Origin of the sequence: Salinicola sp. CR57, from assembly GCF_003206585.1 — a bacterium.
GTDB classification, from domain to species: Bacteria; Pseudomonadota; Gammaproteobacteria; order Pseudomonadales; family Halomonadaceae; genus Salinicola; species Salinicola lusitanus.
In genome coordinates this window covers 1-14,337 of record NZ_PZJL01000010.1, presented here as the reverse complement: position 1 = coordinate 14,337, position 14,337 = coordinate 1, and the positions used below count along the sequence as shown (strand labels likewise).

Below are 14,337 nucleotides of genomic sequence, written 5' to 3'. Positions count from 1 at the left end.
GACCTTGATGAACTGGCCTACCGGACTCCGCAAGACTGTGCGGCTGCTGCTGACCCTCGCCCTGGTCGTCGCGGCGATCGTCGCCGTCGCCCAGCTCTGGAATCACTACATGCACGACCCGTGGACCCGCGACGGTCGAGTCCGTGCCGACGTCGTCAATCTCGGAACCGATGTCGCCGGGCTCGTCGACAGTCTCGAGGTACACGACAACCAGCGGGTGGCGAAAGGCGACGTGCTGTTCACCATCGATCAACAGCGCTACCGGCTGGCCCTGGACGAGGCCCAGGCCAACCTGCACCAGCTGGTGCAGAAGCGTGACGAGGCCCAGGCCGCCAACAGTCGGCGCCAGCGGTTGAAGAACTACGTCTCCCAGGAGGACAAGGACAACGCTCGGTTCTCGCTGGCCACGGCCCAGGCCGCGGTCGAGCAGGCCAAGGTCGAGGTCGATAAGGCCAAGCTGGACCTGGAGCGCGCCACCGTGCGCGCACCGGTCGACGGCTACGTCACCAACCTGTTGCTGCGCCCCGGCCAGTACGTGACCGTGGGAACGGATGCCATGACCCTGGTCGACGCCCACAGTTTCTACGTGCTGGGCTATTTCGAGGAGACCAAGCTGGACCGCATCGACATCGGCGCCCCCGCCAGGATCCAGCTACTTTCCAGCGACCGGCCCGTGTGGGGTCATGTGGACAGCTTCGCTCGCGGCATCAGCGACAGCAGCCTGAGCAGCCAGCAGAACGGCCTTGCCACGGTCAACGCCTCCTTCGATTGGGTACGCCTCTCCCAGCGCATCCCGGTGCGTATCGCACTCGACGACATTCCCGAAGGGACCAAGCTCTCCGCCGGCCTCACCGCCACCGTCTATCTCGACGGCGACCGGCTCGAGCGCGAAGACGCCCCCGGCTGGTGGAAGTCGATTCGCCAGTGGTGGGAAGGTGTGATCGGTATCTGAGCCGATACGCAAACGCCCCGACGGTCTCCCGTCGGGGCGTGGGGCCGGCGTGGAAATTCCGTCACTCAGTCGAAGTAGCTGAAGGTTTCGCCTGACTTGATGTCGAGCAGTGCGTGGTAGATCAGCTCGATCACGTGCTCGACGTCCTGCTTGTGGACCATCTCGACGGTGGTATGCATGTAGCGCAGCGGCAGCGAGATCAGTGCCGAGGCGACACCGGAGTTGGAGTAGGCGAAGGCGTCGGTATCGGTACCGGTGGCGCGCGAGCGCGGCAGCCGCTGGAACGGGATCTTCTGCTCGGTGGCGACCTTGATCAACCGCTCACGCAGCTTGTTCTGGATCGCCGGGGCGTAGCAGATCACCGGGCCGTCGCCGATCTTGTTGGCACCCTCGCGGCGCGGTTCGATCATCGGCGTCGAGGTGTCGTGGCTGACGTCGGTGACGATCGCCACGTTCGGGTCGAGCCGCTCGGCGATCATCTCGGCACCGCGCAGCCCCACCTCTTCCTGCACCGCATTGACGATGTAGAGACCGAAACCGAGCTTCTGCTTGCGCGCCTTCAGCAGCCGCGCCACTTCCGCGATCATGAAGCCGCCGATGCGGTTGTCGATCGCCCGGCAGACCAGCTTGTCGCCATTGAGCACGAAGAACTCGTCCGGGTAGGTGATCACGCAGCCGACGTGCACGCCCAGCGCTTCGACCTCCTCCTTGGTGCTGCAGCCGACGTCGATGAAGATGTTGTCGAGCTCCGGCGGCTTCTCCTTCGGGCCCTGGCGACGGGTATGAATCGCCGGCCAGCCGAACACGCCCTGGACGATGCCGTTGTCGGTATGGATGTTGACCCGCTTGGAGGGCGCGATCTGGTGATCGCTGCCGCCGTTGCGGATGACATAGATCAGGCCGTTGTCGGTGATGTAGTTGACGTACCAGGAGATCTCGTCGGCATGGCCTTCGATCACCACCTTGTACTCGGCGTCCGGGTTGATCACGCCGACGGCGGTGCCGTAGGTGTCGGTGATGAACTCGTCGACGTAGGGCCGCAGGTACTCCATCCACAGCTTCTGCCCTTCCCACTCGTAGCCGGTGGGCGAGGCGTTGTTGAGATAGCGTTCGAGGAACGCCATGGCGTCCGCGTCGAGCGGCTTGGCGCTATTTCGGCCGCCCTTGGCGGTTCTCTTGGGGCTCTTGCCGGTGCTTTTGCTCATGCATCTTTCCTAAACGAGTCATGAAGGTGGCTCTAGCTTAGCAGCCCCTGACGCGGGATTGCCTCATCGTCGCCCGTTCGCGTCTAAGCTAGTGGTCTCACTCGACCCACCGGAGAGACAAGGATGACTCGACGCCCGCTGCGTCACCACCAGCGCTTCGCCTACCGCCCGATCACCGATCGGGACGACTGGCACTGGCCCGGCAATACCGACCTGGCGGTCTACATCGGGCTCAATCTGGAGCATTACGCCTTCGGCGAGGGTCGCGGCGTGGGGATCGCGCCGCCCGCGCCGGCAGGCGAGCCGGACGTGCTCAATTACGCGTGGCGCGAGTATGGCAACCGGGTAGGGGCATGGCGCTGTCTCGAACTCTTCGAAGCGTTGAACCTGCCGGCGGGCGTCATCGCCAACACCTCGGTTCTCGATCACTGCCCCGAGCTGCTGGATGCCTTCGTTGCGCGTGGCGACGAGATCATCGCCCATGGCCATACCAACGCCGAACGCCAGGGCCAGATGGATGAAACCCGGGAGCAAGAGCTGATTCGCAGCTGCCGCGACCGTCTCGCCGAGCGCTACGGCCAGGCGCCTGCCGGCTGGCTGTCACCGTGGATCTCGGAAAGCGAAGCGACGCCGGACCTGCTGGCGGGGTCGGGCTTCGGCTACGAGCTCAACTGGGCGCACGATGACCGGCCGATCGCCATGAGCACTCGCGCCGGCACGCTCTGGTCGATCCCCTACCCGCAGGAGCTCAACGACATTCCAACCATCTCGACCCATCGCGTCTCGATGGACGAGTTCACGACGATGATCCGCGATCAGTTTCGGGAACTGCTGGAGCAGTCACGCCGGCAGCCTCTCGTCATGGGCATCGCGCTGCATCCCTGGTTGATCGGTCAGCCGTTCCGGTTGCGTCAACTGCGGGAGGTGCTCACCGAGCTGGCCGACTACCGCGAGGCCCAGGGCGTGTGGTGGACGACACCGGGCGCCATCGCCGATTACGCCAGCCAGCGCTCTTAGCCCGCGGCTCAAAGCGTCATCGCGGCGATCCAGCCGAAGACCAGCAGCGGCACGTTGTAGTGCAGGAAGGTCGGCACCACGCTGTCCCAGATGTGGTCATGCTGGCCGTCGGCATTGAGTCCGGCGGTGGGGCCGAGCGTGGAATCCGAGGCCGGCGAGCCGGCGTCGCCCAGCGCCGCCGCCGTTCCCACCAGCGCGGTGGTCGCCAGCGGCGAGAAGCCGAAGCCCAGCGCCAGCGGCACGTAGAGCGAGGCAATGATCGGGATGGTGGAAAACGACGAGCCGATACCCATGGTGATGAACAGCCCCACCAGCAGCATGATCAACGCGGCCAGCCCCTTGTGGTCGCCGATCATCGCCGCCGAACTCGTCACCAGGCTGTCCACCGCGCCGGTCGCCTGCATCACTCCGGCGAAACCGGCGGCCGCGATCATGATGAAGCCGACCTGCGCCATCATCCGCATGCCCTCGGTAAAGACGTCGTCCTGCGCACGCCAGCGAAACACGCCGCTGACCGACAGCAGCGCAAAGCCGAACAGTCCGCCGAGCACCATCGAGTCGGTCAGCAACTGCACCACCACCGTGCCGACCAGTGACGCCACCAGCACGATCTTCTGCCAGCCGCGGAGACCGGCTTCTCCATCGGGGGTGGTCGCGGGCTGCTCGTCGTCTCGCTGCCCCACCAGCGCGCGGTCCTCGTAGTGCCGCCGACGGCGATAGCTGAAAAATACCGCCACCAGCAGCCCCAGCGCCATTCCGCCGATCGGCATCGCCATGGCCAGCGGCACCTGGGCCGCCTCGACCTGAAGGCCGAGCTGGGCACCGCTGCTGTTGAGGTTGTTGAGCAGGATATCGTTGAGAAAGATGGCCCCGAACCCCACCGGCAGCAGCATGTAGGGGGCGGTGATGCCGAAGGTGATCACGCAGGCCACCGCACGGCGATCGAGCTCGAGCCGGTTCATCAGCGTCAGCAGCGGGGGCACCAGGATCGGAATGAAGGCGATATGCACCGGGATCAGGTTCTGCGAACTGATCGCCGCCAGCAGCAGACAGCCCAGCAGCGTCAGTACCACGCGACGCGGGCGAGCGCCGGCACCCTCGAGATGGAATCGCTGGACGGCGCGTCGAGCCAAGCCCTGGGTGATACCCGAGCGCGAAAGCGCTACCGCGAATGCGCCCAGCACCGCATAGGAGATCGCCACCGTCGCCCCGTTGCCAAGGCCGCCGTTGAAAGCCTCCAGAATGGCATCGAGCGGCATGCCCGCATAAAGTCCGCCCGCAATGGCGGCAACGATCAGCGCAAATACGACCGACACCCGCGCCAGACTCAACGTGACCATGATCAGGATGGCCAGCACCACAGCATTCATGCATCGCCTCTTTTCGAACCTTGAACGGTATCCGCCGAACGCTGCCGACGAACGAAGCGGACGATGATATCGACCCCGTCACCGAACGCCAGGAAAAATCCGGGACGCGGGCCCACTCGTCACCGAGGCCGGCCGCGGGAGACGAAGCCGTGGGTTACCGGGCTCACCACCAGTAACCAAACGCCCCCATACCGGCAAACCCACTGACAAAAAGCCTCATTCATTTTCGATCCGGTCGCCTTAAGCTCGATTGACGATAACGACCGGCGCAGGAAGCGTCGGCAGAGAGTTCTCGCCAGGTGAAAGACCGGGAGACTCCGGGGTGATTGAAGGGGCTGAATCAGCAACTTCAGGAACGGCGACATGCACAATGCGGATCGTGCCGGCTTCGCCATCTTCTGCGTGGCGATTGCCTTCATGGCTTTCATCGGGGGCGCCTTCGTCATTCTGACGAAGTCGTTCCCCTATACCTATCTCGACGATGCCCACAAGGCGGCGGTTGCCGTCATCGCCCAGCAGTCCGACGACGACCTCTACACCGAGACCGACCTGTGGCGCGACGCCCGCCGGGGCGACCGGGGCATCACCATCGACGACCCGGAGAAAGCCTACGAGGGTCTGACGCTCTACACCTCGGGGGACGGCCCCTACGCCAACCTGGTCGACATGCACGGGAAGGTCGTTCACCGCTGGGAACTGCCCTACAGCGACGTCTGGGAAACCAGCCCGACCGGCCGCGCGCCCCGTCCCGACGACCGCATGTACTGGCGCAAGGCCAAGGTCCTGCCCAACGGCGATCTGGTCGCCATGTACATCGCCGACAACGACACCCCGTGGGGATACGGCATCGTCAAACTCGATGCCGATTCCCGGGTCATCTGGAAGTATCACGCCAGCACCCACCATGACCTGGATATCACCCCGGACGGCGACGTGATCACGCTGACCCACGCGTTCACTCAGCGGAAGGTGCCTGACTTCCAGGCCCTCTCCTATCCGTGGCTCGACGACTACCTGGTCAGGCTGGACGGGGAGACGGGCGAGGAGATCAGCAAGGTTTCGCTCGGCGACGCCTTCATCGACTCCCCCTTCGCCGCTCTTTTCTACTCGGTGCCGAGCTTCGCCACGGAAGATCCGCTTCACACCAACAGCGTCCAATACCTGGACGACGAACTGACCCGGAATTTCGCGCCGGCCAACGGCCACGGCGGCCAGATCATGCTGTCGTTCCGCCACCCCGGGGCCGTGGCGCTGGTCGATCCGGACTCGGGGGAGATGACCTGGGCCATGAAAGGGCCGTGGCTGGGCCAGCATTCCGCCCGCGTCCAGCCCAACGGCAACTTCACGCTGTTCGACAACCTGGGCAATTTCGAGCGGGGCAATCGTACCCGCATCCTGGAAGTGAACCCGAACAACGATGCGATTGTCGCAAGCTATAACGGCAATGATGAACATCCCTTCGACAGCGGCCTGCGCGGTGCCGCGCAGACACTGCCGAATGGCAACCGGCTGATCACCGAATCCGATGGCGGCCGGCTGTTCGAGACGACTCCACAGGGGGAGATCGCCTGGGAGTTCATCAATCCCGCTCGCGGGGGTGACAAGGAGCAGTACGTCCCCGTGGTCTCATCGGGTCAGCGCATCGCCACTGCCAACCTCGACGCGGATTTCCGCGCCGATCTCGACACCACTAGGAGGTGATCGTCATGACGCGTTTGACCAAGCGATACGACAAGTTCCTGCTGACGGGCATGCTGGCCGTCGGTGCCATCCTGCCGCTCACCGCCGAGGCCTACGTCGGCCCGGGCGCCGGCCTGAGCCTTCTCACGGCGCTATGGGGCATCATCGCCGCCGTTGGCATGGCGCTGTTCTTCGTCATCATGTGGCCGATCCGTCGCATGCGCCGCCGCCGCAAGGCCGAAGCCGCCGCGGCTGCAGCGGGCGAGTCGTCCACGGCGCAGGCCCGCACCGCCCAGGACCCCGAGTCGCCGCCGACCACCACCCGCGTCGAACAGGCGCAGCGCGAGACGCCGCAGGCCGACCAGCGTTCGTGAAGCCAGGGTGATGGGCCGGGACGTCCTGGCGCGTCCCGGCCATCGCATCGATCCCGAGCCACTTTCCCCTCGCCATGAAACGTCACCCCCTGTCTTCGGCGCCGAGCGACGCGCCGAGGAGCGGCTCGTGTCAGGAGGACACATGGGTTTACTGAATCTGCCCGATCCGATCTTCGGCGCCATCGATGGCGGGATGCAGCCGTTCCTGCCGGCCACCGTGCGCTTGATCGTATGGGCGACGATCGCCGGTATCGGCACGCTGTTCCTGTATCGACTGGTCTCGCCGCAAGGCAGAATCGGCCACGCCAAGCGCGAGGCGCGTGCCGCACGCCAGCGACTCAACGAGTTCGACGGTGAGTTCAGTGATGCCGGGCCCTTGATCCGCAACCAGTTTCTCGCCGCCTTCAAGCATCTCGGGCTGGTGTTCCTGCCCACGCTCGTCTCGATCCTGCCCCTGCTGGCGCTACTGACCTGGCTGGAGAGCTACTACACCCACGCCTTGCCGGCGGCAGGCGACACCCCGACCGTGCAGGTCATGCCGGACACCTACGACGCGCAATGGGTGCAGCAGGACGATGGCCCCCACGTGATCGTCAGCGACAGCGAATTGGCCAACGTCGCCATCACGGCGCCGATTCCGGTGATCGAGCAACGCCACTGGTGGAACTGGCTGGCCGCCAACCCCTTGGGTTACCTGTCCGCGGAGAGCGGCATAACGCGGATCGCCTTCGACCTGCCGGAGCCCGAGTACCTTCCGTTCGGGCCGGGCTGGATGCGCCACTGGCTGGCGGTCTTCTTTCCGATCATGACGATCGTCTCTCTGATCACCTATCGCTGGGCGAAAATCGAATGAACCACTTTGATTCCGATGATTCGGCGCCTCGGGCCGCCGGGCCAGGCGCGGCCAGAAAGGACACGGCCGCCAGTGGAGACATCAGCGATCCGGGCTTCGTGGTCCCCGGCTGGATGCACTGGCTGGGGGGCTGGATCCACCGCAAACCCCGCACCTGGATCAAGCTTGGCAACCTGGAGACCCGCGCGGTCCGGGATGTGATCGCCGACAAGCGGGTCGACCGCCCCGTCTACGTCGCCGGCCTGGCCCGCTCGGGGACGACGATCCTGCTCGAGCACCTGGCCTCGCACCCCGATGTGGCAACCCACCGCTACGTCGACTTCCCTCCCCTGCTGACGCCCTACTGGTGGAATCGCTGGCTGGCGAAGGTGCCCAACGCCCAGGAGCAGGCCCAGGAGCGCGCTCACAAGGATGGCATCGAGGTGACCTCGCAGAGCCCGGAAGCGTTCGAGGAGATGCTGTGGATGGCGTTCTTCCCCGATACCCACGATCCGAGCCACAGTTCGGTGAAAGGCCGCGATGCCGAGCACCCCGAGTTCGAGCGCTTCTACGACGAGCACGTGCGGAAGCTGCTGGCGGTGCGCGATCGCCGGCGCTACGTCGCCAAGGGCAACTACAACCTGGTGCGGCTGGGCTATCTGCACCGGCTCTACCCGGCGGCGAAATTCATCCTGGTGATTCGCGATCCGGTCTGGCACATCGCTTCGCTGATGAAGCAGCAGAAGCTGTTCGTGGCCGGCGAGACCAGCGAGCCGCGCGCCCTGGAGCACATGCGCCGGGTGGGGCACTACGAGTTCGGCCTCGACCGACGGGCGATCAACGTGGGCGACGACGACGAGACCCGGCACATCACCGAGCTGTGGCAATCCGGCAACGAAGTCGAGGGGTGGGCTCGCTACTGGGCGGCGATCTACGCCCACGTCGCCGACACGCTGGACGCCGACCCGGAGCTCGAATCGGCTTGTCTGCTGGTGCGCTACGAGGCGCTCTGCGGCGAACCCCACGAGAGCTTGCGGGCGGTCTTCGATCACGCCGAGCTCGAGCTGGCGCCGCAAGCGCTGGCCGACGCCGCCAGCGGCCTGCATGCGCCGACCTACTACAAGCCCAGGTTCAGCGACGCGGAACTGGCCACGATCGCCGAGATCACCGGCCCCGTTGCGGCCCGGTTCGGGTACTAGTCGCGGGCTTCGGCCAGCGCCGGTTTCGGGGCGCTTGAAAATCGGCTTCGGCCTGCGCCGGTTTCGGGGCGCTTGAAAATCGGCTTCGGCCGGCGCCGGTTTAGGGGCGCTTGAAAAGAAGCGGGGCGGCCATCTGGCCGCCCCGTTTTCCGTCGTATCGACTCGCCCCGCCCTCACCCCTGGGCGGGATGTGCCGGATAGTGACGCTCCTCCGGCGGGGTCGGGAAGTACTGGTAGAGCCAGGTCTCGCTCACCGTCTTGCCGTCGGCGAGCAGATTCAGGCGCATGTTGATGGGATCGGTGGAGTCGCTGGTGGGGTACCAGTCGAACTGAATGCGGAAGCCCTCGATCTCCTCCACCCACAGGATATCGAGCTGCTTGACGTCGCCCTCGGGCACGTCGAGCTGGGTCTTGATGTCGATATCGTTGTCGTAGAGGTGCTTGAGCTCGCCGCCGATGAAGTCCACCGCGATCCGCTTGGCCCACACCTCGGGATAGTGCTCGCCCGGCGCCCAGCCCTCCGGGAAACCGCCGATGCCGGTGAACGTCTTGCGCACGCGAGCCAGCTCGGGCTTCACCGGCGGCTGCGCGCTCCAGTAGAGCTTGTAGCCGTAGTTGAGTTCCTGGCCCGGCTCGATCGGCTGTTCGGGCTTCCAGAACGCCACCACGTTGTCCATGGTCTCGCCGGTGGTCGGAATCTCGAGCATCTGGATCTCGCCCTTGCCCCACTGCCCCTTCGGCTCGACCCACAGGCTCGGCCGCTTGTGATAGTTGCCGACGATGTCTTCGTAATGGGTAAAGTCGTGGTCGGTCTGGAGCAGGCCGAAGCCCTTGGGGTTATCGTCGCCGAAGGTGTTGAACTGGACCCGCGGCGGATTGTTGAGTGGGCGGCAGACCCACTCGCCGTTGCCGAGCCACATCGACAGCCGGTCGGAGTCGTGAATCTGCGGATGGAAGGTCAGGCACATGTCGCGCTGCTGGGTGCCGCAGCTGAACATGCTGGTCATCGGCGTGATACCGAGCTGGGCGATCGACTCGCGCGGATAGAGGTGCTTGTCGATATCCATCACCACGCGCTCGTCCTCGCAGTGGATGACGAAGCGATAGGCCCCGGCGAGGCTCGGTGAATCGAGCAGCGCATAGGCGGTGAAGGTCGTCGCGCCGGGCTTCGGCGTCTCGAACCAGAACCGGGTGAAGGCCGGAAACTCCTCGGTCTTGCCGTCGCTGTAGGTGTTGACCGTCACGCCACGAGCGGACAGACCGTACTGATAGGTGTCGTCGACGGCACGGAAGTAGCTGGCGCCGAGGAAGGAGACGATGTCGCGCTCGGTCAGCGAAGGCGCCTTGAACACTCGGAACCCGGCGAAGCCGAGATCGCCCTGGCCCTCGAGCTGGGAGACATCGACGTCGGCCCGGGAGTAATCGAACAGGTCCGGCCGGAAGTGGATCTCCTTGGCCTGCTGGGTCTGCGGATCGATGGAGTACATCCGGACCGGCTGGTTGAACGCCATGCCGACGTGGAAGAACTGGATATCGAGCGGACCGTTCATGCTGTTCCACAGCGAATGGTCGGGATCGTAGCCGATGGCGTTGTACTTCTGCGGCGTGAGGTCGGCCAGGGTCGGCGGTAGCTGCTCGACGGTGCTCTGGTAGGCCTTGGCAGCCAGGTCACGGGCAAATCCCTGCAGCCAATCGAAGCTGAAGGAAGAAGCCTCGCCATCGGCAATGTCACTGGTGGCACGCGCCGCCGCGAACAGCGGTGCCGAGGGCAACCCATACCAGGCAGCCAGGGCAATCGCGCTTTTCAGCACACTTCTACGATCCATGAACACCCCATCCTTATGTCTGTCGGCAGTCGAACTGGAAGCATACCCGATCGTCTCGGATCAGGCTGCACCGGATAAAATCCCTTTTCAGACGCCAATGCCATCCGAGGGTTCCCCGGCGGCAAGCCGGCCTGCCCCCCATCCCGCGCACCGGTATTCGCCAGCCCCGTCGACTCGCCGTTGGTGGCATCGTCGACCCATGGTTGGCGTGCTAGGGTTTCGTACGAAAAGTCGGCGAGCGATGACCAGACAAGGCAAAAAACAGCGAAGACGGACCGGGCTGGCGCACCAGTTTACGGGGCGTAAATGAGTACTTTGAGCTGTTTTTTAACGCCGTATGGCCGAGCGCAGGCAGTTTTCGTACAAAGCCTAACGTCGATTCCATCACCGTTCCGCCGACATCGAGAGGCCCCGTGAAACGACGCTACTCCTCGCACCATGCCTGGCGCCGCGCCCAGAGCATCGACGAACTCGCCTGGATGGCGCGCCGGCGCCTGCCCGCCTTCGCCTGGGAGTATGTCCACGGCGGCTCGGAAGACGAGATCACCCTGCACGACAACCGCCGCGCCTTCGCCGCCTGGGGATGGCAACCGCGAACGCTGGTCGACGTCGAGCAGCGCGACAGCCGCACGCGGTTGCTGGGGGCCCCCGCCGAGCTGCCGCTGGCGATCGCGCCCACCGGCTACAACGGCATGCTGTGGCGGGACGGCGATATCGCACTGGCCCGGGCGGCCGCCAGTCGCGGCATTCCGTTTACCCTGAGCACGGTCTCCTGCGCCAGCCTGGAAACCCTCGCCGACGCGGTGCCGGAGGCGCGGCTCTGGTTCCAGCTCTACGTGCTGGATGACGAGGCCGTTCGCAACGACATGCTCGAGCGGGCGAAGCGCGTCGGCGTCGACACGCTGATGGTCACCACGGACACCGTGGTGCTGGGACGTCGCGAATGGGATTCAAGAAGCTACCTCAACCCCCGGCGCCTGGCACTGCCCTATCTCTTGGACGCCGCCCTGCATCCGCAGTGGGCCTATCGAGCGCTCTGGCCCCAGGGCCTGCCGACGCTGGGCAACCTGATGAAGTATCTGCCCAAGGAACAGCAGAGCGCGGGCAGCGCCGCCGGCTACATCAATCAGCGCATGACCCGCCGGCTGACCTGGGAGGTGCTGGCCGACATTCGCCAGCGCTGGCCCGGCAAGCTGCTGATCAAGGGAATCCTCAATGCCGAGGACGCACTCGAGGCCAAACGCATCGGTGCCGACGGCGTGGTCGTCACCAACCACGGCGGCCGCCAGCTCGACGGCGCGCCGGCGACGCTGGATGCGCTGCCCGAGGTCGTCGACGCGGTGGGAGAGTCGATGCACGTACTACTCGACAGCGGCATTCGCCGCGGTAGCGATATCGCCAAGGCCGTGGCGCTGGGCGCCGAGGGCGTGCTCTGCGGCCGCGCCACGCTCTACGGCCTGGCGCTGGGCGGAGAGGCCGGGGCGGCCCATGCCATCAACCTGCTCAAGGAGCAGTTGCACAACCTGATGGCGCAGCTGGGACGGCCGACGCTCGAGCAGATCGACCGCACCTGCCTGCGGCGCGCCCCCTATACCGCTACCCGAGGCGACCTCCCCCAACGCCCGAGCGACGATCTGCCGGGCGGAGAGAGGCCGGGGGACGTGCCCTAGGCTCCCAGCCCTTTCGACAGCGAGGGCTGAACGACTTCGATCCAGTAGCCGTCGGGGTCCTTGACGAAGATCACGTTCTTCATCTTGCCCTGGTCCGAGCGCTTCTTGAACTCGACCCCGTTGGCATCGAACCACTGCTCGGCAGCCGCCAGATCCGGTACCGCGAAGCAGATATGGCCGAAGCCCTGCGGTTCGGCATTGCCGTCATGATACGAAAGCTCGGGGTCGTCTTCGCTGCCCCAGTTGTGGGTCAGTTCCAGTACGCCTTTCTGCGAGAAGGTGTAGGCGGTGCGCTCGCCGTCGTCTTCGGGGATGGCGCTGTCGTCGTCGACCCGGGCCAGAAAATAGAGGGTGAACTGCATCTCCGGAAAGTCGAGCTTGCGCAGCAGGCGCATGCCGAACACGCGAGTGTAGAAGGCCAGCGACACCGCCGGGTCCTTGGCCCGCAGCATGGTGTGATTGAATACGAAGCCTTGCGTCTCCGTCGGCGCGGCTTGTACGCCGGGAACCTGGTCTTCGGCAATGGACATGGGATTCTCCTGTGGATTCGGATGACGATATCGACAGACAGCCGAAACGCCGATGGGCTACACCAGACAGTGGGGGCAACTTCTGCCGCTCTCAAGCCTTGCGGTTCCCGCCCCCGGCGAGAAGAGGACCACGACGACCGCATAGCGAAACGCCAGGGCCGGACGACTTTGCAGCACCGGGCCCCTGCTCTACACTCGGTTGAAACCGGCAGACAGGGCCCGCGGGCATGGCGACAGGCACGACCCCCCACCATTTCTCCCGATTCACCGCGGCGCGGCAGATTCCCTCGACCCGATCAAATCGCCAGGCAACGCTCTCCCAGCCGGGTCTGCTGTTCATCGGCCTGCTCCTGCTGCTGCTCGCCGGTTGCAGTACCCAGAAGGCGATCGTCACCCGCGACGATGGCCCGGCCATCGATGGCAACAATCTCTCCATCGACCGCATCCTGGTGATGTCCGCCGCCAAGGACGCGCTCGGCACGCCCTACCAGTGGGGCGGCAGCACACCCCGGGGTTACGACTGCTCGGGGCTGGTACAGATGGCCTACGGCAAGATCGGCATCTCGCTGCCGCGGACCTCCAACGAGCAGTTCCACGCCCTGAAAGAGATCGACGTCGCCCGTCCCGGCGACCTGCTGTTCTTCGGCTCGGGCAGCCGTGCCACCCACGTCGGCATCTACATGGGCGACCGCCAGATGATCCATGCGCCCGGTAGCGGCCGCACCGTCAGCGTATCGTCGCTCGACATCCGCTACTGGCGCCAGCACTACCTGGGGGCAGCCGCGCCCGCGAACTGAACCGCGCCCGAAGACTCGGTCATCAAAACCGCACGTCGCCCTTGAGATATCGGGCGCCGGCTACCACGTTGTAGGAACGTCACGAACATATCGTGCGAGCGCGGGCATGTCGTTATCGCTATCGATTGTTTCACAGCACTGCCCGGGCTCGTCATGATGGAGTTCCGACCCCAGGCTTCGGAAGGAAGCCGTCAACGGCAACAGGAGAAAGTCATGGCTTTGCAACTCGGCGACACCGCCCCGGATTTCACCCAGGAGAGCACCGAAGGGCCGATCTCGTTCCACCAGTGGGCCGGCGACAACTGGGTCATCCTGTTCTCCCACCCGGCCGACTTCACGCCGGTGTGCACCACCGAACTCGGCGAGGTCTCTCGCCTCAAGCCGGAGTTCGAGCGCCGCAACACCAAGGCGATCGGCCTCTCGGTCGACCCGCTGGACGACCACCAGCGCTGGGTCGGCGACATCGAGGAAACCCAGGGCTGCGGGCTCAACTTCCCGCTGCTGGCGGATGCCGACCGCTCGGTGAGCGAGGCCTACGGCATGATTCACCCCAACGCCAGCGGCACCAACACCGTACGCTCGGTATTCATCATCGATCCGGCCAAGAAAGTACGCCTGACCATCACCTATCCGCCCAGCACCGGCCGCAACTTTGCCGAGATCCTGCGCGTGCTCGACAGCCTGCAACTGACCGACGGCTACAAGGTCGCCACCCCGGTCAACTGGCAGGATGGCGACGACGTGATCATCGTGCCGTCGATCGACAACGAGAAGGCCAAGGAGCTGTTCCCCAACGGCTGGGACGAGAAGAAACCCTACCTGCGCGTGACCAAGCAGCCCAACAAGTAAGCCGGCTGCCAGGTAGCAGAGAAAAAAGCCCGCGCT

13 protein-coding genes are annotated in these 14,337 nt (G+C 65.2%); 9 read left to right on the top strand and 4 right to left on the bottom strand.

Annotated elements, in window-relative coordinates:
- Nucleotides 1–7: 7 nt before the first annotated feature.
- Nucleotides 8–952: an efflux RND transporter periplasmic adaptor subunit gene (locus DOM56_RS14825; RefSeq protein ID WP_110709865.1), complete on the top strand. Its 945-nt coding sequence runs from the start codon at nucleotides 8–10 to the stop codon at nucleotides 950–952.
- A gap of 65 nt (nucleotides 953–1,017) precedes the next feature.
- On the opposite strand, the gene DOM56_RS14820 is transcribed toward DOM56_RS14825, so the two are convergent.
- A complete protein-coding gene (locus DOM56_RS14820; RefSeq protein ID WP_198655803.1) occupies nucleotides 1,018–2,157 on the bottom strand; it encodes a M42 family metallopeptidase in 1,140 nt (379 codons plus the stop codon).
- 123 nt (nucleotides 2,158–2,280) lie between these two features.
- On the opposite strand from DOM56_RS14820, the gene DOM56_RS14815 reads away from it, so the two are divergent.
- Complete coding sequence (locus tag DOM56_RS14815) at nucleotides 2,281–3,174, top strand: polysaccharide deacetylase family protein (protein ID WP_110709864.1); 894 nt, start codon at nucleotides 2,281–2,283, stop codon at nucleotides 3,172–3,174.
- A gap of 8 nt (nucleotides 3,175–3,182) precedes the next feature.
- Here DOM56_RS14815 and DOM56_RS14810 read toward each other — a convergent pair whose 3' ends face one another.
- Nucleotides 3,183–4,544, bottom strand: coding sequence for a Na+/H+ antiporter family protein (locus DOM56_RS14810; RefSeq protein WP_110709863.1), 1,362 nt, complete (start codon nucleotides 4,542–4,544; stop codon nucleotides 3,183–3,185).
- Between the two features lie 363 nt (nucleotides 4,545–4,907).
- Between DOM56_RS14810 and DOM56_RS14805 the strand changes: the two genes are divergently transcribed.
- The 4 genes from DOM56_RS14805 (at nucleotide 4,908) to DOM56_RS14790 (ending at nucleotide 8,629) form a co-directional block, all read left to right on the top strand.
- Nucleotides 4,908–6,245: an arylsulfotransferase family protein gene (locus DOM56_RS14805; protein WP_110709862.1), complete on the top strand. Its 1,338-nt coding sequence runs from the start codon at nucleotides 4,908–4,910 to the stop codon at nucleotides 6,243–6,245.
- A 5-nt stretch (nucleotides 6,246–6,250) separates the two neighbouring features.
- Nucleotides 6,251–6,598, top strand: coding sequence for a hypothetical protein (locus DOM56_RS19855; protein WP_198655802.1), 348 nt, complete (start codon nucleotides 6,251–6,253; stop codon nucleotides 6,596–6,598).
- 142 nt (nucleotides 6,599–6,740) lie between these two features.
- Nucleotides 6,741–7,451 (top strand): hypothetical protein, encoded by a 711-nt coding sequence (locus DOM56_RS14795; RefSeq protein ID WP_110709861.1) that lies wholly within the window; start codon nucleotides 6,741–6,743, stop codon nucleotides 7,449–7,451.
- Nucleotides 7,448–8,629, top strand: a complete 1,182-nt coding sequence (locus DOM56_RS14790) for a sulfotransferase (RefSeq protein ID WP_198655801.1) — start codon at nucleotides 7,448–7,450, stop codon at nucleotides 8,627–8,629. Before DOM56_RS14795 ends, DOM56_RS14790 begins: the two co-directional genes overlap by 4 nt.
- 173 nt (nucleotides 8,630–8,802) lie before the next feature.
- Here the strand turns inward: DOM56_RS14790 and DOM56_RS14785 are convergent, their stop codons facing one another.
- Nucleotides 8,803–10,455, bottom strand: a complete 1,653-nt coding sequence (locus DOM56_RS14785; protein WP_110709860.1) for a glucan biosynthesis protein — start codon at nucleotides 10,453–10,455, stop codon at nucleotides 8,803–8,805.
- Nucleotides 10,456–10,868: 413 nt separating this feature from the next.
- On the opposite strand from DOM56_RS14785, the gene DOM56_RS14780 reads away from it, so the two are divergent.
- Complete coding sequence (locus tag DOM56_RS14780; protein ID WP_198655800.1) at nucleotides 10,869–12,125, top strand: alpha-hydroxy acid oxidase; 1,257 nt, start codon at nucleotides 10,869–10,871, stop codon at nucleotides 12,123–12,125.
- Here the strand turns inward: DOM56_RS14780 and gloA are convergent.
- Nucleotides 12,122–12,655, bottom strand: coding sequence for a lactoylglutathione lyase (gene gloA / locus DOM56_RS14775; protein WP_110709859.1), 534 nt, complete (start codon nucleotides 12,653–12,655; stop codon nucleotides 12,122–12,124). The genes DOM56_RS14780 and gloA overlap by 4 nt on opposite strands.
- Nucleotides 12,656–12,882: 227 nt before the next feature.
- Here gloA and DOM56_RS14770 point away from each other — a divergent pair, with 227 nt between their 5' ends.
- Both DOM56_RS14770 and DOM56_RS14765 read left to right on the top strand, forming a co-directional pair.
- Complete coding sequence (locus DOM56_RS14770; protein WP_110709858.1) at nucleotides 12,883–13,452, top strand: C40 family peptidase; 570 nt, start codon at nucleotides 12,883–12,885, stop codon at nucleotides 13,450–13,452.
- Between the two features lie 156 nt (nucleotides 13,453–13,608).
- The gene (locus DOM56_RS14765) at nucleotides 13,609–14,301 is read left to right on the top strand and encodes a peroxiredoxin (protein ID WP_280951297.1); all 693 of its coding nucleotides are present in this window, start codon (nucleotides 13,609–13,611) and stop codon (nucleotides 14,299–14,301) included.
- The last annotated feature ends 36 nt before the right edge of the window (nucleotides 14,302–14,337 follow it).